Genomic DNA, 22,903 nt, shown 5'->3' on the forward strand with positions numbered 1-22,903 from the left:
CAAAGTTCAAAGTTTACAGCTTAATCCATCAGCGCTTAGCTTTCGTTAAATTCAATATGTGTTTTTATATGAGGTGAGCAGAAATTTATGAGATATAATGCTAGTCCTGTTAGTCATTGGCTTTTCCTTGTAAATAAGTTTCAGGTGTAAGAACAGCCAATTCACTTTTTTTATAATCCTTTACATTCCTGGTAAGTATGATGGTGATTTCTCCATTTTCTACCGCTGAAAAGTTTTGTAATGCATCTTCAAAATCTTTAAATTTTGAGTTTAACGCTCCAAGTACAACTTCTTTATCCATTGTAATGACTTCAATAATATTTCATAGCTGTTTAATTTTTTCAATTATAATATCATGTTTTGCCGTTTTTCTAAGTAAATAGTAAACATTACATATTATCACCGGCGTAGTATAGCCCTTAATTTGGCTTGCTTCACAAAGATTTAGGAGGTCTGTAGCAAATTCAGCAAATGGTTCACGGTCATAAAAGAAATCCAAAATGACATCTGTATCAATCAGCACCTTATCCATTTATGAATATTTTTCTTCTAATCTTTTTCTAAGTTCTTCTTTATAATCCATATCAGCTTTAGGCATTTTAAAAGAACCTTTTAAAGACTTTACAATAGGATTAAGCTTGTTGGCTTTTTCTTTTTGTTCTTCTTTAGTTAAGATCTTTAAGTAGTTTTCAATGATATCAGATAAACTACGATTCTTATCTTTTGCGTATTTTTTGGCTCTTTTTACGATCTCTTGTTCGATGGAGAGTGTCAATTTCGTATTCATCGCTAAATAAGATTTGTTTGCTACAATATAAAAAGAATTTTTATACGTATTTATTTATTGGCAGCACCAAAGGGTTTAATACCCCGTCCCGATAGCTGTCGGGATGCCTAAGAATTATAATTTTGTCTTTAATTTAGGTATTTTGCTTAATATCATTTACAGCCACAAGTAAGGTTTTTGTAAAATATCAGACCATTTTTAAGAACGTATTAAAACCAAATCATTTGCCAAAACCAAAAAAGTCCTTAGAATCCAATAAGATCAATCTTAAAGAAAGTTTTGCTTCTTTAAAATTTGTACCGCGATTCTTTAAAGAGATCAGGAAAGTAAATCCGCTATTGTTTTACACCAATATCGGCAGCCGAATTTTAAGTGCGGTCATTCCTTTAGCCTTGCTATGGATAGGGAAGATCATTATCGATGAGGTGGTGGTACAAATCGATGCCGAAGTAAAAGACCTTTCCCGATTATGGATGTTTGTTGCTGCAGAATTTGGTTTGGCAATTTTATCAGATCTATTGAGCAGGGCAGTTTCGTTAACCGATGCTTTACTGGGCGATCAATATTCGATAGATACTTCTGTAAAAATTATTGAAAAAACAGCCGAGCTAAATTTAGATCAATTAGAAGATTCTGAATTTTACGATAAGCTGGAAAGAGCACGTAGACAAACTACCGGAAGGGTTGGTTTAATGTCCAATATTCTTGCGCAGGGCGAAGATCTAATCGTGATTATCTCTTTGCTTGCCGGTGTGGTGGTTTTTGAACCCTGGTTGATTATTTTGTTGGTAGTCTCAATTGTTCCTACTATTATAAATGAAATAAAATTTAGCGGTACCAGTTATTCTTTAGCCAGAAGCTGGACGCAGGAGCGCCGCGAACTCGATTATCTGCGCTATGCAGGAGCAAGTGATGTGACGGCCAAAGAAGTGAAGTTATTCGGACTTTCGGGATATCTTGCGAATCGTTTTAAGTCACTTTCAGATCAATATTATGTAGCGAATAAAAAACTGGCGAAAAAAAGAGCCGGTTGGGGTTCGGTGTTTAACGTGATTGGAACTTCAGCCTACTATGGTGCCTATTTACTCATCGTGTACAGGACGGTTTTAGGCGTGTTTAGTTTGGGTGATCTTACGTTTTTATCGGGGTCATTTAATCGCTTACGCTCAAAATTGCAGGGATTTTTTACTCGTTTTACGGCAATAACCGAAAGCGCGCTGTATCTTCAGGATTACTTTGAGTTTTTGGATCTTAAATACGAGGATGCCGTAATTGATGGTTTACCACTTCCCAGGGAAATTAAAAAAGGATTCCGTTTAAAAAATGTAGGCTTTAAATATCCAAAATCAGATAAATGGGTGGTTCGTAATATCAATTTTGAATTACTCGCCGGCGAAAAACTGGCTTTTGTGGGAGAAAACGGAGCCGGAAAGACTACGCTGATCAAATTGTTACTCCGCTTTTACGAACCGACTGAAGGAGAAATTTTACTGGAAGATATTCCGGTAAAGCAATATGATAAAGCCCAATATCAACAGTATTTTGGAGTCATTTTTCAGGATTTTGTAAAGTTTGAATTAACGCTTCGTGAGAATATCGCCATGGGTGATATTCGGGAAATCGACAATCAATTTAAATTAGATGCTGCTGCCGAAAAAAGTCTGGCCAATCAGGTGATTGCCGATATTCCAAAAGGTTTTGATCAGCAATTAGGGAAACGCTTTAAGCAGGGAAAAGATCTGTCTGGCGGGCAGTGGCAAAAGATCGCAATAGCCAGGGCATATATGAAAGATGCCGAAGTTTTGATCTTAGACGAGCCAACTTCAGCATTAGATGCACGGGCAGAAACCGAGGCTTTTGATCGTTTTATCAATTTAACCAAAGGAAAAACAGCAGTAATTATTTCCCACCGTTTTAGTACCGTGAGAATTGCAGACCGGATTATGGTGCTTAAAGATGGTTCGGTTTTAGAGATCGGTACGCACGAAGAATTGATGGAAAAGGATCAATTATATGCCGAATTATTTAATCTTCAGGCAGCGGGGTATCAGTGATAGAATTCCCCCTAACCCCCGAAGGGGGGAAAACGTTCAAGTTTTTAGAATATGCAATTGCAAGCAACGTCATCCCGGACTCAGATCCGGGATCTCATCATTTGATATTAAATAATTTCGTTCAAAAATCAATAATCTTTGCACTATAGAGCTCAGGTTTCTTTAATTCTAATATTCACTTCTTTCAGGGTAAGATGCTGAAACAAGTTCAGCATGACGAAAATAAAATTTGTTCAACATTCAAAATTCAACATTTAAAATTTTTAATTCTGGATTTTATGTTCTAAATTCTATTTCTAACTTCGTAATTCTTACTTCTTACTTCCGTTTTCTCACCTTATCCCCGGATAATTAATTACTTTTATACTAAACTTAATTTTGTCATGAAGACGTTCAGTATTCTCTTTTTATTTATTGGTTTATCAGTTTCAGCACAAATTAAAACATTAGCACTTTGGCCAGAAGGTAAAATGCCTAATAAGCAAAAATCTGATGAAAAAGAAGTTATCAATAAAGGTGATATTAGATGGATTACAAAAGTCCAAACGCCTACATTGGAAATTTATATTCCGCCAAAAGCTTCCGCTAACGGGCAGGCGGTTTTGGTTTGTCCCGGGGGTGGTTATGCCGGACTTGCCTACGATTGGGAAGGTACCGAGATCGCCAAATATCTAAACTCAAAAGGGATTGCTGCCGGAGTTTTAAAATATCGGTTACCAGGTTCAGCTTCAGTAAAAGAAAATTTTAAAGCACCGCTTCAGGATGCGCAACGGGGTATTAGGATGCTTCGCGCCAATGCTTCAGCCTGGAATATCGATAAAAAGAAATTGGGCGTTATGGGATTTTCAGCCGGGGGTCATTTAGCTTCGACTTTAGGAACTCATTTTCAGGAAGCTTTTTATTCAGCTATTGACGAAACAGATTCCGAAGAAATTCGTCCCGATTTTATGATTTTAATCTATCCGGTGATTAGTATGGATACCAAAATAACCCATCAGGGTTCTCGCGATAACTTATTGGGAGACCATCCAACCGAAGCATTAGAAAAACAATTTTCTAACGATTTGCAGGTGACTGCAAACACCCCAAAAACTTTTATTTTACATGCTAGTGATGACGATACGGTGCCGGTTGAAAATAGCCTTAGAATGTACAAAGCTTTACAGGAACATGATGTGGAGACCGAAATGCATATTTACCCAACAGGCGGTCACGGATTTTCACTGGCAAACGGAATGTATTATCTGCAAAGTTGGAGCGATCGCTTAACAGATTGGCTGCGGAATTTAAATTAATCTATGAGACATATTGCTATTTATGCAAAAGATCATCAATCGGTTTCCCGACTGGTAGCTGATCTAAAAAAAGATAAAATGGTACCCGGATTTGAAGATTTTCAGCATAAAAAAGGGCTGGAACATTCTGAAGCGGTACTGCAAAATTTTATAAAGGAAGATCAAAGACACGGAAATTCGGTTTTAGTTAAAGCTGAAAATCGCAGTCTGCGTACCTTTTCCAGTGGTGAAAAGCGAAAGGCGTTGTTGGAATATTTACTGAAAAAAGAACCGGCATATCTCATTTTAGACGACCCTTTTGATTGTCTGGACATGCAATCTGTCGCGAGCTTTAAAAAGCGACTTACGGAAGTGAAATCTGATTTTGCCCTGTTGCAAATCTTTAGAAGGGAAGAAGATATTTTGAGTTTTATCGATACGGTACTTGTTTTTGATAAAGCCAGGAAGGCGGTTTTTAAAAATAAAGCCGATTTTATCGAAAATGAAAAAACAGCTATAGACGTTAGCGTGAAAACCATTCCGCCGCCAGCTAGAGAATATCAGGATATTCCTGAAGTTTTGGTGCAACTTAACGACGTGAGCGTTTTTTACGAAGAACGACCAATTTTAAACCAGATTAACTGGACGATTAAAAAAGGGGAATTCTGGAAACTAACGGGACCAAACGGATCGGGAAAAACCACGATTTTAAGCATGATTTATGGCGATAACCCAAAAGCTTACGGAGTGGATCTGGTGCTCTTCGGAAAGAAAAAAGGCAGCGGGGAATCGGTTTGGGATATCAAGAAGAAAATAGGCTATTTTTCGCCTTCGGTAACCGAACTTTTTATTCGTAGAAATACGGTAGAAGAAATGGTGATTTCGGGATTGGTAGATAGCATCGGGCTATATCAAAAACCTTCAGATAAGCAAAAAGCCTTAGCAAAACAATGGCTGGAAACTTTAGGTTTTCAGGAGAAAGCAAAAAAAGTGTTTAATGATTTACCAAATCTTGAAAAACGAATGTTACTAATTGCCCGTGCGATGATTAAACATCCGCCTTTATTGATTTTAGACGAACCTTCTACCGGTCTGGATGATAAAAGTGCTTTGAAAATTACCCATCTGATCAATAGAATTGCGGCAGAGAGCAGTACGGCAATTCTGTATGTGTCCCATCGAAAAGAAAAAGGGCTACATCCCGATTTTGAATATGAATTAATTTCTTCAGAAAATGGATCGGAAGGAAAAGTGGTTTCAAAATTCAATAATTAATAATCAATTCTCAGGTGAGGCTTTAGCGCGCAGCTAAAATTAATTCAAAATTCCGAATTCAAAATTTAAAATTTTGTCATGTTTCTTGATTCCTGAGTCTTGACTCTCTGGACTATTCTCTATTTTCTATATTATAAGAGCAGCGATTCTTTCAGCTGAAAAATAATTCAACCGCTGTTGAGGTAAGGTCACTGAGTGATTTCGAAGAAATTGTATCGAAGTACCCGGGATAACAATTGCGTTCAAAGTTGAAAAGTTCAATGTTCAAAAGTTTTATCCTGCTTCTTGATTCTTATTTCCTGATTCTCTGGTCTACTCTCTTTTCTATCTTCTAACAGCGAAGTCGAGAAATCTTTTTTGCTTATCGTAAGAGATTTCTCCATTGCGCTGCGCTTCAGTCGAAATGACTTTAATGTGTGTCATCCTATGTTTGTGGATGGTAGGTTTTGTGAAATAAAGAATAGATTTCAATAGAATAAGGTAAAGCAATAAAATCGGGCTTCGTCATTTTAAGTTCAACGAAGTGAAGCCGAGAAATCTTTTTTGCTTACTGTAAGAGATTTCTCCATTGCGCTGCGCTTCAGTCGAAATGACTTTAATGTGTGCCATCTTATGTTTGTGGATGGTAGATTTTGTGAAATAAAGAATAGATTTCAATAGAATAAGGTAAAGCAAAAAAACGGGCTTCGTCATTTCGAGCCTGCCTTTCCGGCAGGCAGGCATAACGAAGTGAAGTCGAGAAATCTTTTTTTGCTTACCGTAATAGATTTCTCCATTGCGCTCACTGATTGCTGTATTTTATAAAAATTTAGTTTTTCAATTGTAACATATGGGGCTTATTCCCGTCTTTATGGAAAAATCACCTTATGAAGAAAATAGTACTGCTTTTAGTTGTTTTAATTTCAATTCATCAATTAAACGCTCAAGAAAAAATAGATGCCTTCAGGATTAAAAAAGAAGCAGATAAAAACTACCAATCAAAGCATTATGCTTCAGCAGCTAAAAATTATATTCAATTTATTGAATTTGCCGATTTCAAAGGCCAAAAAAAGAGTGCCGCCTATAATGCTGCGTGCTGTCTCGCTTTACAGGAAAAAGTAGATAGTGCTTTTGTGATGTTAGAAAAAGCAATTGATTATGGTTTAGCAGATAAATCTCATGTTTTGTCAGATTCAGATTTAGAGATTTTACATCAAGATCAAAGATGGGAAAAATTGATTGATGAATTTTCAGAAACAAATACGATTAATACTGCCCCTGAATTGGCAAATATCGTCACACAGGACGTTTATAATTTTTGGGAGGCCTATGATTTGGCGCAGGATAGCGCAAATAATGCAGCAAACATTTATGACCAATACTATTTTAAAAAAGCTAGTCCCGGCATGGAGGATTATATGGGGTTAAAAGTAAAATCTAAAGATTATTTTATAAAGCATATTGAGAGCCATCCTAAACTTTATAAAACCATAAGAGAAAATACGCTTAAAGTATCGGAGTATAAAAAGGATATCCAAAAAAGTTTTAAGAAACTTAAGGAGATTTATCCCTCGGCTAAATTTCCGGATGTTTATTTTGTGATGGGGGCATTCACTAGTGGCGGAACGGTTTCATCATCCGGTTTGCTTATTGGAATAAATCAGATGAGTGATGGAGAAGATGTGAATACAGAGGAACTGGATTTTGGCGATAAATTATTGATGAATCAATCAGAAAATATTCCGTATATCGTTTCTCATGAATTAATCCATTTTCAGCAGGATGGTCTTAAAAATGATACTATTACCCTTGGTTACGCTATAAGTGAAGGTATGGCCGATTTTATAGGTGAATTGATTAGCGGGGAAACTGCAAACAGAAAAATATTTGATTGGGCGAAAGGAAAAGAAAAACAAATTTGGACCGACTTTAAAAAAGATATGTATTACGATCGCTATAGCAATTGGATTGCTAATTATGGCAAAGCTTCAAAAGATAGTTATCCAGATTTAGGGTATTGGATTGGTTATGAAATCTGTAAATCGTATTACGAAAATGCAGAAGATAAAAAGCAGGCGATCCAGGATATGCTCACTATTCAGGATTATCGGAAGTTTTTAGCCGATAGCAAATGGGAGCAGAAATTACAGCAACTTTGATGTTATCTGAAATGTGTTTGGCAGGAGAAGGAGTAGAGATGTGAGAGGATTGATAATAGAAGCAAGACGTGGGAATAAGGAATCAAGGCATTATTTTGAATTTAAATCCTGAAAGAGATTTCTCCATTGCGCTGCGCTTCACCTGCCTACCGGCGAGGCAGGGTCGAAATGACTTCAATGTATGTCATCCTAATATTTGTGATTGGTAGATTTAAGTGAAATAATGATTAGATTTCAATAGAAGAAGTGAAAGCAAAAAAACCGTGCTTTTTCATTTCGAGCCTGGCTGCCGACAATCATGTTTAATATGAAGAAGTAAAGTGCCCTAAATTAACAGGCATTTGATAAAATTCTTGTTCAGGTTTGTAATTCAGCTAAGAATCCAAATCTTACTCACTACTCACTACTCACTACTCACTACTCACTACTCACTACTCACTACTCACTACTCACTACTCACTACTCACTACATCTAACTGTAAAAAACTTGTGAATAAAAAGGAGGCCTTAGTTTATCGATTAGCAAGGAGGTTTCTGTATTTTAGCGTTTCTAAAATTCTCCTGGTTTGGCAGCAAAAAAAGAAGCAAAAGTGACCCCTTTAATGAAGCAGTATTTAGCGATTAAAGCTAAATATCCCGATGCAATGTTATTGTTTAGAGTAGGGGATTTTTATGAAACTTTTGGGGCAGATGCCGTGGTGGCTGCCCGAATTTTAAACATTGTACTTACCAACAGGAATAACGGGGGCGAGAGGAGTGAGCTTGCTGGTTTTCCACATCATTCTCTTAATACGTATTTGCCAAAACTGGTAAAGGCCGGGCAACGTGTAGCGATTTGCGATCAGCTAGAAGATCCAAAAATGACGAAGAAGATCGTGAAGCGTGGGGTAACCGAACTGGTAACTCCGGGTGTGGCGCTAAGTGATGAGGTGTTAAACAGTAAGTCGAATAATTTTCTTTGCGCGATTCACTACGGAAAAAGAAATCTTGGGATCTCCTTTTTGGATGTTTCCACGGGCGAATTTTTAACCGCTCAGGGCACTCAGGAGTATATCGATAAGTTGCTTCAGAATTTTAATCCCAGTGAGGTTTTAATTCAGAAGAAATATAAAAAGAATTTTGCGTCAGATTTTGGCGAAGATTACCATGTTTTCTATCTGGAAGACTGGGTGTTTAAAAACGATTTTGCCAGTGAAACCTTAAATGGGCATTTTAATACCGTTTCTTTAAAAGGATTTGGCGTTTCGCATTTAGAGGAAGGAGTTATCGCTTCAGGAGCCATATTGCATTATCTGGCCGAAACGCAGCATAATAAATTACAACATATCACGGCGATTAGCAGGATTGCCGAAGAAGAATATGTCTGGATGGATCGCTTTACCATCAGGAATTTGGAACTGTATCACAGTACGGCTGCTAATGCGGTAACGCTTTTAGACGTGATCGATAAGACAATTTCGCCTATGGGCGGGCGATTGCTAAAACGCTGGTTGGCGCTTCCATTAAAAAATTCAGAAAAAATAAAGAAGCGCCACGAGGTTGTTGGCTATCTTTTAGCGCATCCCGAGATTTTATATAAGGTACAGGAGCAAATTAAGGAAATGAGCGATCTGGAACGCTTAATTTCAAAAGTAGCGACCGGTAAAGTTTCGCCAAGAGAAGTCATTCAGCTTAAAAATTCTTTAGAAGCCATACTTCCGGTGAAGGAAACCGCTTTGGCCTGCGAGAACGAAGCTTTAAAAGTGATTGGGGATAATTTGCATGCCTGTGAGTTGCTTCGGTCTAAAATAAAAGAAAGCATTAACGAGGAAGCGCCGGTATTGGTTCAAAAAGGAAATGTAATCGCTAAAGGTTTTCATAAAGAACTGGATGAACTTCGGGCGATTGCGTTTTCAGGAAAAGACTACCTGGATAATATGCTGGAGCGTGAAAGTGCGGCTACAGGAATTACTTCGCTGAAGATTGGAAATAACAATGTGTACGGCTATTATATCGAAGTGCGAAACACGCATAAAGATAAAGTGCCGGCCGAGTGGGTAAGAAAGCAGACGCTGGTAAATGCGGAACGTTATATTACCGAAGAATTAAAAGAATACGAGGCTAAAATTTTAGGTGCCGAAGAGAAAATCCTGCAATTAGAACAGGACTTATTTTCGAAATTGGTGCTTTGGATGAACGATTATATTCAGCCAGTACAGCAAAACGCGCAGTTGATCGCGCAGTTAGACTGTTTATGTTCGTTTGCGCAGCAGGCTAATATCGAGCAATACTGTAAACCTGAAATAGAGGAGGGCTTCGAGTTGCAAATTGAAGATGGCCGCCATCCGGTGATCGAAAAGCAATTGCCAATTGGTGAATCGTATGTGACCAACAGCGTTTTCTTAGATCGCGAGGAGCAGCAGGTGATTATGATTACCGGGCCAAATATGAGTGGTAAGTCGGCTATTTTGCGCCAAACCGCACTGATTGTACTTATGGCCCAAATGGGAAGTTTTGTGCCGGCAAAATCGGCTAATATCGGTTTGGTAGATAAGATTTTTACCAGGGTTGGTGCGAGTGATAATATCTCGATGGGCGAATCGACATTTATGGTAGAAATGAACGAAACTGCCAATATTCTGAATAATATTTCTGAACGGAGTTTAGTGCTTTTAGATGAAATTGGTCGTGGGACGAGTACGTATGACGGGATTTCGATTGCCTGGGCGATTAGTGAGTATCTGCACGAACATCCATCACGCCCAAAAACGCTATTTGCGACGCATTATCACGAGTTAAATGAAATGTGTGATACCTTTAGCCGCATTAAGAATTATAATGTCTCTGTAAAGGAATTAGAGGATAATGTGCTTTTTCTGCGGAAGCTGGTTCCCGGGGGTAGCGAACATAGTTTTGGGATTCATGTAGCGAAAATGGCGGGGATGCCACAACAGGTTTTACATAGGGCCAATAAGATCTTAAAAAAGCTGGAGCAAAGCCATAATATGGAAGAAAGCAGCGAGGTTTTAAAAAAATCTGCCGAAGAAGAGATGCAGCTTAGTTTTTTTAATCTGGACGACCCTTTGCTGGAAGATTTACGTGATGAACTGGTAAGTATTGATATTGATACACTTACGCCGGTAGAGGCGTTAATGAAGCTAAATGAAATTAAGCGAATGCTCTCGGTAAAACAAAAAAAGAAGGCCGAAAACGTAAAAAATTAAAAAAAAGCTTTGTCGTTTTAAGAAATGTGCTAAATTTGCATCCGCAATAAACAATTGCGCATCGGTAAAACCGAAAGTTCTTTTAAATACGCGAAAATAGCTCAGTTGGTAGAGCGCCACCTTGCCAAGGTGGAGGTCGCGGGTTCGAATCCCGTTTTTCGCTCAGTATATATAATATTATGCTCGGATGGTGGAATTGGTAGACACGTTGGACTTAAAATCCAATGAACAGCAACGTTCGTGCGGGTTCAAGTCCCGCTCCGAGTACAAAAACCCTCTTTATCTTTTTGATTTAGAGGGTTTTTTGTTTTAAGTGATAAATATGAGGCAAAATAGTATCCAGTAATTCTGCAATTTTTTCATTATAAAAGATGAGATGACGGATTCTGGATGAATTATATTTTACATTGATTAAAAGAATTTTTTACCAATACCGTTTCTTTAAGATTTTTAATTGATTATTTTTATGAGTAATTGGATTGTGAGATGATTATTTTGCAAAGAAGTTTAGATATCTCAATCCTATACCGGACTTTTTTAAGATAAGTAGGATTTACATCTACATGCATACGGTAATATGAGTGTATATAACAGCCTGGTTGATGAAGGAAATGGAGATTTTGTTTCAATTAATGCCAATCACTCAGCATAAGTCGATTGCAGGGATAAAAACCTACCTTCGAAAGCATAAAAAATCTATTCCGCCAGATCATTCCAATATATTCACTTTAGATTTTTAAATATGAGTAAATTAATACCTAATAAAGTTTATGATATTACATCGGTTGGGCCTGTAGAGTTCGATAGTAAGTATTTATTTCAATACAGTAACTTTAAATATTTTGAAGAAACCCTCAAAAATCATAAACTGAAGTTTACTAGTCTTAATAAATTTAATGATCTGTATGAATCTAGTTATATGTTAAATTATTTCACCAATAAAAATAAAACATATAAAGATTTTAGTAGGCTAAAAGATGGAGGTTATGAATTTATTGATGAACTTCAAATCCAAAATATTAAGGAGTTAATAGATAATTTATTAGATGATATTAAAGTTACTTGTTTTAGTGAAACTCCTAGCGAGAGTTTGATGTGGTCTCATTATGCAGATAAACATAAAGGGATTTGTTATGTTTTTGAGAAAAATAAAATTTTTTCAAATGAAGATTTAGATTTTTGTAAAGTTAAATACTCATCCAAATTACCCGAAATTGATTTTTATGAAGGTATGACGACTCGTGATTTACTCAAAAATCAATTAATTTCCATAATCGAAACAAAATCTAATCGGTGGTCATATGAGAATGAAGTTCGATTTTATGGTGAAACAAAGGATAATTTATTGGAATTTGAACCTAAATCTTTGAAAGCAATAATAATGGGGCATAGGTATACCAAAATTAATGAAGCGACTAAGTATGTAGATGAATACAACAATAACCACAATACGGAAGTTAAATTGTATAGATCTGTAAAGTCTCCTGATTCTTTTAATTTAGATGTTTACGAAGATTACCCAGTGCTTTCTGATAATCAATTTAAGGTAGGGTATTATGATCCAAAAAATTATATAATATAAAAAGTCTCACTCTCAATCTCCACCTTCATTGTTTTTTCTGATAGAAACTTTCGTTGCAATTTTTTTAGGATATGGGATTCATTTTACTGAAATCACTAAAAGTAGTCGAAAAAGGTTTGTTTTAACCGAAATACCATCAGGATGAAAGAAGCGCTGGAAAAGGTATTTAGATCTTTTAAGGAATTGTCGGAAGACGATATCAAAAGAGGTTTAGCGGTTTTTACTCCCAAATTTTATAAGAAAAATGAACTAATTATAGAAGCCGGGAAAACCTGTGACTGGATCGCTTTTATAAGCTCCGGGACGCTTAGAAACTACTATTTTTCCGGCAAGGATGAAGAGGTTACCTATTGTTTAACTTTTCCTAATACATTTATCACAGCTTATTCTTCTTTTCTTACCGGGAAAAAGACATTCGAATATATTCAGGCCTTAACCGATGTCGAGGTATTAATGATTCAAAAAAAGCAGTATCAGGAATTAATACGTTCTAGTTATGGATGGCTTAAGTTTTCAAATTATTTTACAGAGCAATCCTATGTTTTAATGGAAGAACGCTTATTGATGTTGCAAATGGTATCTGCCGAAAAGCGCTATGCCGATTTAATAGCGAACCATCCTGAAATCATTCAGCAGGTGCCTTTAAAGTATATTGCCTCTTACCTTGGGATCACCCAAAGACATTTAAGCAGGCTTCGAAGCCAACTTTTATAAATAAAACCTGAATTGGGTTAATACGGCCATTGGGGCATGGAGTACATTTTCAAAATAAATTGGTGTCGAAATAAAACAAAAATGGAAGCTTTTATACCAAATCTTTTGCAAAGATTTCAGTCAGCCTCTGGTATGTTAATCAAGAATCTCGGAGCATGCCCTCCAGATATGAATCGGAAAAACTCTTTATAATTTCGAGGGCATCCCTATTGCTGTCGGGACGGGGAATTAAATCCTCAATGGGGGATTAAATAGAACTCCGATTTAGACATTTGTCCTTTCTACACTTTACTGATGTCTTTAGTATTGCATCAAATAAAGAAGGTTATGAAAAATAAACAGGTTTTAATTATAAACGGGCACCCAGATCAGGAAAGTTTTAATAGCGCATTGGCAGCAGCTTACCAAAAAGGAGCGAAAGAGTCCAATGCCTCAGTAAACTTACTTAACATTCGGGAATTGGATTTTAATCCCAATCTGCAATTCGGTTATCGTCAGCGGGTAAATTTGGAGCCAGATCTTTTGTCTTCCATAGAAAAAATTAAAGCAGCAGATCATCTGGTATGGGTTTTCCCGATGTGGTGGTATGGTTATCCTGCACTGATGAAAGGTTTTATTGATCGGACTTTTTTACCTGGGATTATGTTTGATTATGAACCGGGAAAGTCGGTCCCCAAAAAGCTATTAAAAGGGAAAACAGCAAGGATCATCATGACGGCCGATACGCCAAAGTGGTATGATCGTCTTTTTATGAAAACTCCGGCGCTGAATCAGTTTAAAAAAGGAACTCTTCAGTTTTGTGGAGTCAATCCGGTTAAAGTTAGTTATATCGCTCCCATAAAGAGTTCGAGTGAAGAATTCAGAAAAAAATATTTGTCCAAAATAGAGCAATTGGGGAAGGAGAATAAATAAGAAGTATTAGGTGATTTTCAAATCGATTTTGAAAAATTCTAGATTGGCTTTAGCAGATTTGGTCATGTCAAAAAAAAATACTGAACTCAACATCATCAATTTTGTTTCAAATTACAATTTCCACTACTTTTAAATCCTAATCGATAGATTTTGGTATTGGCTGCTTTTGACAGCCTAATAATAGTGGTGCTTACATGAAACACAATTCAAAAATTTTTGTGGATAATGGGATAATTATTTATGCCGGAAAAGTCTCTAAGACCCAACAGCATAAACATTACGCCATACAAATAGGATTGGTGCTAAATGGTAGTTATCGATTATTTATTGAAGATAAGGAGTATGATCATCATAATTTTATAATCCATTCGAATGTACCACACCGGCATGTTTCGAAAAATGGAGCACTGTTTTGTATATTGATCGATCCAACGACCGATTTAGGGAATGCTTTGGTAAAAAAGTACGCGCCGCCGTATAAGCCCATTACTATTTGCCAGGATGCCCTAAGGGATTTGCGATATGAATTGTCTGCCCGTAATCAGGCAGGAGGTCAATCGATAGAAAATCTGGAATTCAAAATTTTTAAGCTACTAAAGTTACCTCCAGCGAAGAGGACAATAGATTCTCGTATTGCCAAATTGATTGAAGCAATGCATGATACGCCCGCTGTAGAGATCGACCTTGATACCCTAATAAATGAGATTCCTTTATCAAAAAGTCGTATTCGTTCGTTGTTTAAACAGCAAACAGGGCTTTCTATGCAGCGATACCTTTTATGGGTAAAAATTAAGCATGCGTTTTATCATATTATGCAAAATAAAAGTCTATCTGAAGCTGCATTTTTAGCCGGCTTTGCAGATTATGCCCATTTGAGTAGAGTTATCCATCAAATTTCAGGAATGACTATGAAATCGATACTGAAAGACAGTTATTTCGTTCAAGAATAGAGGTTGAAAATCGACTAATTTAGCAAACAGAAAACTGAAGTTTAATTCATAAAACAGGTTTGCTATGATTTTTAATATCGAAATTTTAAAAGAATTATTCTTTGTAATTCCACTCGTATTATTCATACACGAAATGGAAGAATGGAATATCTATCATTATCATCAAAAAAACTACCCTACAGGAGTCATTGAAGAGAGTATTTTAGGAACCCGACTTTGGTTGTTTTTTCTAAGTATTGTAGGGTTTGTATGGACGGGGATTTGCTATTGGATTCCAAATATGGCATTAAGTACCGTAATAATGATGTTATTAATAGATTTTACCATACTCAATTCTTTGCAACACATAATCCTGACCTTAAAAACAAAGAAATACAATCCGGGATTTATTTTTGGTGGTATCGTAGCCTTAGTCGTAGCGATTGTAGCCGTTATAAATATTGTACATTATGAGATTATTCCAATCTGGTCTGTAGGATTATTGTTATGTCTTATTATACCGATTTTGATTGAAAGTGCGGTGAGTTCAAAAAACAATAAAATTCCATTAATGCTAAAAGGTATTTTAAAAGCTTCAGATAAATTAGAAAAATTCATGTCGGTTTAAGAATCAAAAACTATAAGATTAGTGCAATACCCCGTAACATATTCAAATGCCATGAAAGAAGAACAAAACTTATTAAGGATAGGGTCAGATAGCCTGAAAAAAGCAGCCTTAAATGAAGAGGCCAAAAATTTTATATTAAATAATGAAGCCTTATTTAAGGTTTTAAAGAAAGCCGCAGATCGATATATTGGTGGGGAAACGATAAAAGAAACACTCTTTTCGGTTCGGAAATGGAATGAAAAGGGATACGACGTAACGACCGATTTTATGGGAGAAAGTATTCGGAATGAAAAAGATGCCAACGAAGCGACCGCTGAATTTATGAATTTTGCCAGGGCAGTTAAAAAAGATCATCTTAATTCTTCTATTTCTTTAGACCTATCACATATTGGTCTGCTTATCTCGAAAGAACTGGCAATGGAGAACTTAAAAGCCATTTGCGAAGAGGCAGGTAAAATGAACCAGGATGTTATTATCAGTATGGAAGGCACGGACAGAACTGATAGTATTCTGGAGGTGTATAAAGAAACCTTAAAAACGCATAAAAATCTTGGAATCACACTTCAGGCTTATCTGGAAAGGACAAGCGATGATTTTAAAGAAGTGTCCCAGTTGTCTGGCAGTATACGAATGGTAAAAGGAGCCTATGAAACTGCAAAGGGATTATCGATAGAACGTGGGGATAAGCTTGATGAGATTTATTTGGGATATGTAGAGAAACTTTTAAGGAATAACCATAAATGTGCTATAGCCTCGCATGATGAAAAAATATATAATGAAACGATTGCATTAATCGAAAAATGTAAGCCCACCAATTATGTGCTCGAAAGACTGTTGGGCATTAGAAATGAAGAATTCCAAAAGTATAAAGATGACGGTTATAATTGCCGAATTTATATCGTATACGGAAAAGAGTGGTACTTGTATTTATGTAATCGTTGGGCGGAATATCCATTAAATATTTTTCAGGGAATAGCGGACATGGTTTCAGAGCGCAATATATCTGATGCTGATTATGGTTTTTAGACTGGATGATGTTTTGGTGATTTTTTGAAAAGACCTTATTTTATAGTTTCAGTTGTTTTTATTTCTAATTAGACGGATTGGTCATGTAATTTATAGAAAACCGTAGGTGTTAACGGTTTTCTATAAATTAATAAGAGATTTAAATTTTAGGGAACTAAAATATAAGGATTTGGCGATGTTGCATAAGGACAATCATTATTCTCTAAATAATCTATTGTATAATAATAGAGGTATGGGGCGTAATTTTCTGGGTTTTCACGAATGCTAGCCAAAAAGTCATTGGCCTGATCGCAATTTTGGAACAGGGGAGGCAGTAATGTGGTCGCTGAAGATTTAGTTTCTGCATTAGAGGCTAAAGTGCTTCCAAATAATAAAGAAGCACACGCAAAGGCGGATAAAAATAATTTTCTCATAATAATAATTTAAGTGGTTAAGAGTATTAATTTAATATTGTTGTTGATTTAATGCTATTTTTTAGTGTTAAAGGTTGTGTTTTTAATATTTTTTTAACTTTTATAATTAGATGCTTCTGCGTTGCTAATTTGAATATCGGTTGGTTCTAGCTTAAATAGTTTTGTATTATTTTTATTCTATCAATAAAAACTATTAAGAATGAAAAATATTCTTAGCCTACATTTTGTTGTATAGTAAGTTGTTCTGATTTAAAGCTGTCTGAAATTTCAATATTCGTCACCCGGCTAATTTCTGGAGTGGGATTAGCCTCCACTGTAATTGTAATTCTATCGCTACCGACACCTGATGTTTTAGAAAAAATTATCCAATCTGAATCATCATCTATTGACCATGCATGAAGAGTTGAAATGATGATATCAAAATTCCCTCCTGCTGAATTAAAATTTCGAGAAGTTTCTGAAATTAAAATATCTTCCAGATCGCCTGTTGCCGCCCAATAATAAAACCTTGTACCATTAGATAATTTACTTGAGATGAAATGTACATCAACCGTTCCTCCTTGGACTACTTTATTTGTTTTTCCGTTTGGTGTTAGGATTTGACATCGTGGTATAGCTTCTCCGCTATTATCGAGTGTAAGTTTTCCAGCGGTTTGACCTCTCATTACTTTATAATGCTTCACATCATTATTTTCAAAGCTTTCATAATTAATACTAAAGCTTTGTTCGGTACTTCCTTCTTTTACATGTAAAGCAGGAATTTTGGTATTTCTATTTAAAGAATATGTAGCACCATCAGGTATATTAATCATTTCTATTTCTCCATATTCTGAGCCTTCTAAGGCTTGTCCTTTTTTAAATCCAAAGGTTATTGATTGTTTAGGAACTACATATATAAAAGCTTGCGTTTCTGATATAATTCTAATTTTGAAAAAATCCCCAACTTTAGCTGAAGTTGCTCCAACTATAGTAATATTTTCTCCTGTAAAATTAATTGAGTTTAAAGCAATTCGACCTTCAATAATATCATTAATTTCAAAAGTATCGTTAACAATAATATTGATAGGTACAGATGCCTGAGATCCTATCGTTAAAAATTGATCTTTCTGAGCAACGTTTAATGTGTAATTATTTGAAGGATATATGGTATTATATTCCTTTAGGTTGGAATTGTCATTGATTAAACCAAAAGCATTTAAAGCTTGTGCCAGTGATTTGCCTCCTTTACCAATAATACCAGAAACGGTTGGTTTTGAAATAGGAGGGGAGTCGAAAAATGAAAATTTTTGGTTTTGACTATTTTCAATTTTATCTGATAAATTTCCGAAAGAATAACAGTCCTCTAAACTTTGATATTTCGTAACAGCCCCTATGAAGGTATTAAAAACTACTCGAGACTTTGGTGCTGCTGAACCAAAACTAAATAAAGCCAATACTTCTCTTCCTTCGCTTGTTAAATTATCATTTCCATTGACGAAATTAAATGCGATATTTAAGTTAGGTGTGCCTGGTCTGATAGCAATATCAATATCACTTCCTCCGGCAGCCGATTCTTCGTAGAATATATAATTCCAATCGATATTTACATTAGAACCACTTATTCCAATATCGCTTGAATTTGTAGTAATTCCACGTCTAAAATCACCGGTGTTATTTGGCTGAGTAAAATAAATTTTATTCTTACTTATATTAATTTTAGCGTTCGGTGATGTGTAATCTGCTACAATACCAGAGACAATTGGATCTAAAATGATATTGTTTACAGCATTTACATTAGGATAATTACTTCCAAAAATGTTTATTGCAGTTCTACAGTATTCAATAGTATTACCTTCAAGAATGGTTAATTTTTTTGCCAATTCTTGTGTACCCGTTGAATTATTCATTATCCCTACTTTAGAAGTCGCGTCGTCTTTACCTTTAATAAGATTGTATTTAATAATTAAACCTTTATGCCCCGGTGCTTCTATTCCATATTCTCCAAAATCTTCAATTATATTCTTAATAACAGAGATGTCAAAAGCAACTGCTGAAATACCAAAAGCTCTATTGGCATAATCTTCAAAAGTATTTTTTCCTACACCATAGATTTCATTTCCTTCGATAAGAGTTCCAAAGACTTGTCCCCAGTCTTCAATCCCCATCCTTCCACAATTGTAGAGTTTGTTATTTCTAATTCTACATCCAATAATATAATTTATTGAGCTATTTCCATTTGCAGTCAATGCATTTTGACAGGAATTTCGAATGATACAGTTCTCGATATGAGTGTATTTTGCACCATTAATGGCATAATGAATACCTACCGTATTGAATGTACAGCTATCAATTTTTACATATTCCGATAGTCCGGTAACAACAATTCCATGTATAAATTTTGGTTGTCCAAATGCAAAATCATAATCAACAGTCACATTGTTTACTAGGCAATGATCTGCATCCCTGAATGTAATTACACCTGCTTCCCATTTTCTATCAAAAGCATAATCTACACCATCCTTTTTAATGGTAAAATTCCGAAGTGTTACATTTTCAACATCTCGACATTTGATAACTTCCCCTTTGTCGTTAAGGCTATATTCAGGATTTTCCAAAACATCATTTTCTATATCTGGATGAACATGAATAAATGAATTATTACCCTCTAAAATTGTATCAGATAATGGGATTAAACTTTCTGAAACTCCGTAGTGCTTACTTTCTGTAAGTGCTATGTTTCTATGCTTAAATAATTTTAGAAGTGCTTCTGTATCATTACTGCCATTTTCTAAAAAATCACCTTTAGCACCAAACCATTCCGGTATTACGGGAGTACCAAAACGTTTACGAATAAATCGTCCATTCGTTTGTCCATTAACCTGAATTATAGTTCCATCATCTGGAGTGGCAGTTGAACTAGCATTCCAAAAGAATACACCTCCGCCGCCGTCTCCTTTTATTGAGTGGCCAGTTATTGAAAACTCATCACCGTCTTTAATTTTTGAAACGTCAACAGTTTTAAGATTAGCTATATTAGCCGCTACATTTTGCTTGATATTAACATCATCTCTCAACGTTTTAGCAGTATCATCAGTATTTCCTCCGGCAAGTACTGGTTTATCCCCAAGAGCATTCTGAATAGCCTGAGAAGTTAAGATGCCACTATCAATCAATGTAAAATCTTGCTCTGTAGCCAAAGTGCTACTTCCGTTATATTCTCCAGAAGGTCCAACAAATAACCATATTTTTCGGCTATTCTGCTGAACAGCTATTATTTCAAAATAATCTAAAGAATTAACAGTGATGGGATTTTCAAGAGCTTTATTATTAAATGCTACTTCTATAAGTTCGGTTCCTATAATTCCTAAGTGTATTAATTGATTCATTATATTGTGTTAGAATAATTATTAGCTATTAAATGATGGAATGTTAATGTTTTAAAAGAATCTTAGTGATGGTTATGCTTGCTATATTTTTATTAAAAGGTATAAGATGTCTTATACTAATCTATGAAACGTGAATAATCTCTAAAAATTTGAGATATTTCTAAATTTTTATTTATTAATAACAAAAGCAGCTCCATCTGGAAGCTGCTTTTCGATATTTTAGATCGATATTTTTATTTTAAATCAAAGCGATCTAAGTTCATGACTTTAGTCCAGGCTTTAGCGAAATCTTTTAAGAATTTCTCCTGGCTATCAGAACAGGCATAAACTTCAGCCTGGGCACGTAGTTCAGAATTCGAACCAAATATTAGGTCGGCACGGCTGGCCGTCCATTTTGTTTCTCCGCTTTTTCGGTCTTTTCCGGCAAATTCTGTCTGAGCATCATTTGTAGAACTCCATGTGGTACTCATATCCAACAAATTCATAAAATAATCATTACTTAAAACGCCGGGTTTTTCAGTAAAAACTCCTTTTTTAGAACCGTCATAGTTAATGTCCAATACCTTAAGTCCGCCAAAAAGAACTGTCAATTCAGGAACACTAAGTGTTAGCAATTGCGCTCTGTCAATAAGCATGGTTTCCGCTGAAGTACCTATATTTTCGCTACCTTTTACGTAATTTCTAAACCCATCAGCTTCCGGTTCTAACGCATTAAATGCGTCGGCATCGGTTTGCGCTTCAGTAGCATCGGTACGTCCCGGTGTAAATTCAAGTGTTATATCACTTCCGGCATCTTTAGCCGCTTTTTCGATCGCTGCGTTACCGGCAAGAACAATTAAATCGGCCAAAGAGATTTTTCTTTCCGAAGAAGCATTAAAATCAGCCTGAATTTCTTCTAATTTTGATATTATTTTTTGAAGTTTTGGCGGGTTATTTACTTCCCAGTTACGTTGTGGCTCTAAGCGAATTCTGGCCCCATTGGCGCCACCACGTTTATCTGAACCTCTAAAGGTAGAAGCCGAAGCCCAGGCAGTAGAAACCAGCTCTGAAACCGATAATCCCGAGTTTAAAATTTTCTCTTTTAAACCTGCAATATCCTCGCTATTTACTAATTCATGTTCTACAGCGGGTACAGGGTCCTGCCAAATCAATTCTTCTTTAGGAACTTCGGGGCCTAAATATCTGGAAAGTGGTCCCATATCCCGATGCGTTAATTTAAACCATGCTCTGGCAAAAGCATCGGCAAATTCATCTGGGTTTTCAAAAAATCGTCTGGAGATTTTCTCGTATTCGGGATCCATTTTTAATGCAAGATCGGTAGTAAGCATAAAAGGTGCATGCTTTTTATTAGGATCATGCGCATCTGGAACGGTACCTGCGCCTGCATTGTCTTTTGGTTTCCACTGGTGTGCACCGGCCGGACTTTTGGTGAGTTCCCATTCAAAACCAAAAAGGTTTTCAAAAAAGTTGTTACTCCATTTCGTAGGGGTGGTGGTCCAGGCACCTTCAAGTCCGCTTGTGATGGTGTCTCCGGCATTTCCTGTTCCAAAGGTATTTTTCCATCCTAAATTCATTTCTTCGAGGGTTGCACCGGCAGGTTCTGCCGCCACATATTTTTCAGGATCGGCCGCACCATGTGTTTTTCCGAAGCTATGTCCGCCAGCGATTAATGCTACTGTCTCTTCGTCGTTCATGGCCATACGCCCAAAAGTTTCCCTGATATCTTTTGCAGCACCAACAGGATCTGGATTTCCGTTAGGCCCTTCAGGATTTACATAAATTAATCCCATATGTGAAGCGCCAAGCGGATTTTCCAAAGTGTTTCCGTTTTCATAACGTTCTTTGTTTCCTAGCCATTCACCTTCAGATCCCCAATAAATATCTTCTTCGGGTTCCCAGATATCCTCACGGCCACCGGCAAAACCAAAAGTTTCAAATCCCATAGATTCCAAAGCGCAGTTTCCGGCAAGGATCATTAAATCTGCCCAACTAATTTTCTTACCATATTTTTGTTTGATGGGCCATAAAAGTAGTCGCGCTTTATCTAGATTAGCATTATCTGGCCAACTGTTTAAAGGCGCAAAACGTTGTGAACCAGAACTAGCTCCACCGCGACCATCGGCAATTCTATATGTACCGGCGCTATGCCACGCCATTCTTATAAAAAATGGTCCGTAATGACCATAATCTGCCGGCCACCAGTCTTGCGAATCGGTCATTAAATCAAATAAATCCTGTTTTACCGCTTGTAGGTCTAGTTTCTTAAATGCTGAAGCATAATTAAAATCCTCGTCCATGGGGTTGGTTTTAGACGAATGCTGACTTAATATTTTTAGATTAAGCTGGTTGGGCCACCAGTCTTTATTGGTTGTTCCGGTTCCTGCGGTGAAGTTTTTCGCTCCACCTAAAAAAGGACATTTACTGGAATCATTTACTTCCCAAACTTTGTGGTTATCTGGACTGTCTTGATGATTGTTGTTTGCCATGACTTAAGATTTTAATTAATAACTGGTTAAAAGTAGATAATGAAATGCTATGTTTTTGTGAATTATAATAGTAAAAAACTATTGTTTAAATTGGGGAATTTATAGCTATAAAACAAA

At 36.2% G+C, this 22,903-nt stretch carries 16 protein-coding genes, 2 tRNA genes and 1 pseudogene; 13 read left to right on the forward strand and 6 right to left on the reverse strand.

From position 1 onward, the window contains the following. Positions 1-109: 109 nt before the first annotated feature. Positions 110-532 (reverse strand): annotated as a pseudogene (locus tag L1967_RS22495) (type II toxin-antitoxin system VapC family toxin). Next, positions 533-787, reverse strand: a complete 255-nt coding sequence (locus tag L1967_RS14925) for a DUF6364 family protein (protein WP_249602306.1) — start codon at positions 785-787, stop codon at positions 533-535. It abuts the pseudogene before it with no gap. Positions 788-1,011: 224 nt separating this feature from the next. Between L1967_RS14925 and L1967_RS14930 the strand changes: the two genes are divergently transcribed. The 3 genes from L1967_RS14930 to L1967_RS14940 all read left to right on the forward strand — a co-directional run bounded on the left by L1967_RS14930 (position 1,012) and on the right by L1967_RS14940 (position 5,390). Further along, positions 1,012-2,841, forward strand: a complete 1,830-nt coding sequence (locus tag L1967_RS14930; RefSeq protein WP_249602307.1) for an ABC transporter ATP-binding protein — start codon at positions 1,012-1,014, stop codon at positions 2,839-2,841. A gap of 383 nt (positions 2,842-3,224) precedes the next feature. Next, positions 3,225-4,136, forward strand: a complete 912-nt coding sequence (locus L1967_RS14935; protein ID WP_249602308.1) for an alpha/beta hydrolase — start codon at positions 3,225-3,227, stop codon at positions 4,134-4,136. A gap of 3 nt (positions 4,137-4,139) precedes the next feature. After that, positions 4,140-5,390 (forward strand): ATP-binding cassette domain-containing protein, encoded by a 1,251-nt coding sequence (locus L1967_RS14940; RefSeq protein ID WP_249602309.1) that lies wholly within the window; start codon positions 4,140-4,142, stop codon positions 5,388-5,390. 257 nt (positions 5,391-5,647) lie between these two features. Here L1967_RS14940 and L1967_RS22300 read toward each other — a convergent pair whose 3' ends face one another. Continuing rightward, positions 5,648-5,773, reverse strand: coding sequence for a hypothetical protein (locus L1967_RS22300; protein ID WP_262917452.1), 126 nt, complete (start codon positions 5,771-5,773; stop codon positions 5,648-5,650). A gap of 483 nt (positions 5,774-6,256) precedes the next feature. Between L1967_RS22300 and L1967_RS14945 the strand changes: the two genes are divergently transcribed. The 10 genes from L1967_RS14945 (at position 6,257) to L1967_RS14990 (ending at position 16,522) form a co-directional block, all read left to right on the forward strand. Then, the gene (locus L1967_RS14945) at positions 6,257-7,528 is read left to right on the forward strand and encodes a gliding motility protein GldB-related protein (protein ID WP_249602310.1); all 1,272 of its coding nucleotides are present in this window, start codon (positions 6,257-6,259) and stop codon (positions 7,526-7,528) included. Positions 7,529-8,130: 602 nt separating this feature from the next. Beyond that, positions 8,131-10,731, forward strand: a complete 2,601-nt coding sequence (mutS, locus tag L1967_RS14950) for a DNA mismatch repair protein MutS (RefSeq protein WP_249602343.1) — start codon at positions 8,131-8,133, stop codon at positions 10,729-10,731. 90 nt (positions 10,732-10,821) lie between these two features. After that, positions 10,822-10,894 (forward strand) — tRNA-Gly (locus L1967_RS14955). An 18-nt stretch (positions 10,895-10,912) separates the two neighbouring features. Beyond that, a tRNA-Leu gene (locus L1967_RS14960) sits at positions 10,913-10,998 on the forward strand. Between the two features lie 475 nt (positions 10,999-11,473). Beyond that, positions 11,474-12,313 carry a DUF2971 domain-containing protein gene (locus L1967_RS14965; protein WP_249602311.1) on the forward strand — a complete coding sequence of 280 codons (840 nt, stop codon included), beginning with the start codon at positions 11,474-11,476 and terminating at the stop codon, positions 12,311-12,313. Positions 12,314-12,454: 141 nt separating this feature from the next. After that, on the forward strand, positions 12,455-13,027 hold the full coding sequence (locus L1967_RS14970) for a Crp/Fnr family transcriptional regulator (protein ID WP_249602312.1): 573 nt from the start codon (positions 12,455-12,457) through the stop codon (positions 13,025-13,027). Between the two features lie 327 nt (positions 13,028-13,354). Continuing rightward, a complete protein-coding gene (locus L1967_RS14975) occupies positions 13,355-13,939 on the forward strand; it encodes an NAD(P)H-dependent oxidoreductase (protein WP_249602313.1) in 585 nt (194 codons plus the stop codon). 194 nt (positions 13,940-14,133) lie between these two features. Further along, the gene (locus tag L1967_RS14980) at positions 14,134-14,889 is read left to right on the forward strand and encodes an AraC family transcriptional regulator (protein ID WP_249602314.1); all 756 of its coding nucleotides are present in this window, start codon (positions 14,134-14,136) and stop codon (positions 14,887-14,889) included. 64 nt (positions 14,890-14,953) lie between these two features. Beyond that, on the forward strand, positions 14,954-15,496 hold the full coding sequence (locus L1967_RS14985; RefSeq protein ID WP_249602315.1) for an HXXEE domain-containing protein: 543 nt from the start codon (positions 14,954-14,956) through the stop codon (positions 15,494-15,496). 51 nt (positions 15,497-15,547) lie between these two features. Further along, entirely contained in the window at positions 15,548-16,522 is a 975-nt protein-coding gene (locus L1967_RS14990; RefSeq protein ID WP_249602316.1) for a proline dehydrogenase family protein, read from the forward strand. Positions 16,523-16,668: 146 nt separating this feature from the next. Here the strand turns inward: L1967_RS14990 and L1967_RS14995 are convergent, their stop codons facing one another. The 3 genes from L1967_RS14995 to katG all read right to left on the reverse strand — a co-directional run bounded on the left by L1967_RS14995 (position 16,669) and on the right by katG (position 22,786). Continuing rightward, on the reverse strand, positions 16,669-16,935 hold the full coding sequence (locus L1967_RS14995; protein ID WP_249602317.1) for a hypothetical protein: 267 nt from the start codon (positions 16,933-16,935) through the stop codon (positions 16,669-16,671). 212 nt (positions 16,936-17,147) lie between these two features. Next, positions 17,148-20,300 carry a BACON domain-containing protein gene (locus L1967_RS15000; RefSeq protein ID WP_249602318.1) on the reverse strand — a complete coding sequence of 1,051 codons (3,153 nt, stop codon included), beginning with the start codon at positions 20,298-20,300 and terminating at the stop codon, positions 17,148-17,150. Between the two features lie 233 nt (positions 20,301-20,533). Then, positions 20,534-22,786, reverse strand: a complete 2,253-nt coding sequence (gene katG / locus L1967_RS15005; protein ID WP_249602319.1) for a catalase/peroxidase HPI — start codon at positions 22,784-22,786, stop codon at positions 20,534-20,536. Positions 22,787-22,903: the final 117 nt, after the last annotated feature.

The sequence above is a fragment of the Zunongwangia pacifica genome (assembly GCF_023499215.1).
Lineage (GTDB): Bacteria > Bacteroidota > Bacteroidia > Flavobacteriales > Flavobacteriaceae > Zunongwangia > Zunongwangia pacifica.

Coding starts and splice junctions, on each gene's coding strand:
- L1967_RS14925 (WP_249602306.1), bottom strand. CDS start 787: ATGAATACGAAATTGACACTCTCCATCGAACAAGAGATCGTAAAAAGA.
- L1967_RS14935 (WP_249602308.1), top strand. CDS start 3,225: ATGAAGACGTTCAGTATTCTCTTTTTATTTATTGGTTTATCAGTTTCA.
- L1967_RS14940 (WP_249602309.1), top strand. CDS start 4,140: ATGAGACATATTGCTATTTATGCAAAAGATCATCAATCGGTTTCCCGA.
- L1967_RS22300 (WP_262917452.1), bottom strand. CDS start 5,773: ATGGAGAAATCTCTTACGATAAGCAAAAAAGATTTCTCGACTTCGCTG.
- L1967_RS14945 (WP_249602310.1), top strand. CDS start 6,257: ATGAAGAAAATAGTACTGCTTTTAGTTGTTTTAATTTCAATTCATCAA.
- mutS (WP_249602343.1), top strand. CDS start 8,131: ATGAAGCAGTATTTAGCGATTAAAGCTAAATATCCCGATGCAATGTTA.
- L1967_RS14965 (WP_249602311.1), top strand. CDS start 11,474: ATGAGTAAATTAATACCTAATAAAGTTTATGATATTACATCGGTTGGG.
- L1967_RS14970 (WP_249602312.1), top strand. CDS start 12,455: ATGAAAGAAGCGCTGGAAAAGGTATTTAGATCTTTTAAGGAATTGTCG.
- L1967_RS14975 (WP_249602313.1), top strand. CDS start 13,355: ATGAAAAATAAACAGGTTTTAATTATAAACGGGCACCCAGATCAGGAA.
- L1967_RS14980 (WP_249602314.1), top strand. CDS start 14,134: ATGAAACACAATTCAAAAATTTTTGTGGATAATGGGATAATTATTTAT.
- L1967_RS14985 (WP_249602315.1), top strand. CDS start 14,954: ATGATTTTTAATATCGAAATTTTAAAAGAATTATTCTTTGTAATTCCA.
- L1967_RS14990 (WP_249602316.1), top strand. CDS start 15,548: ATGAAAGAAGAACAAAACTTATTAAGGATAGGGTCAGATAGCCTGAAA.
- L1967_RS14995 (WP_249602317.1), bottom strand. CDS start 16,935: ATGAGAAAATTATTTTTATCCGCCTTTGCGTGTGCTTCTTTATTATTT.
- L1967_RS15000 (WP_249602318.1), bottom strand. CDS start 20,300: ATGAATCAATTAATACACTTAGGAATTATAGGAACCGAACTTATAGAA.
- katG (WP_249602319.1), bottom strand. CDS start 22,786: ATGGCAAACAACAATCATCAAGACAGTCCAGATAACCACAAAGTTTGG.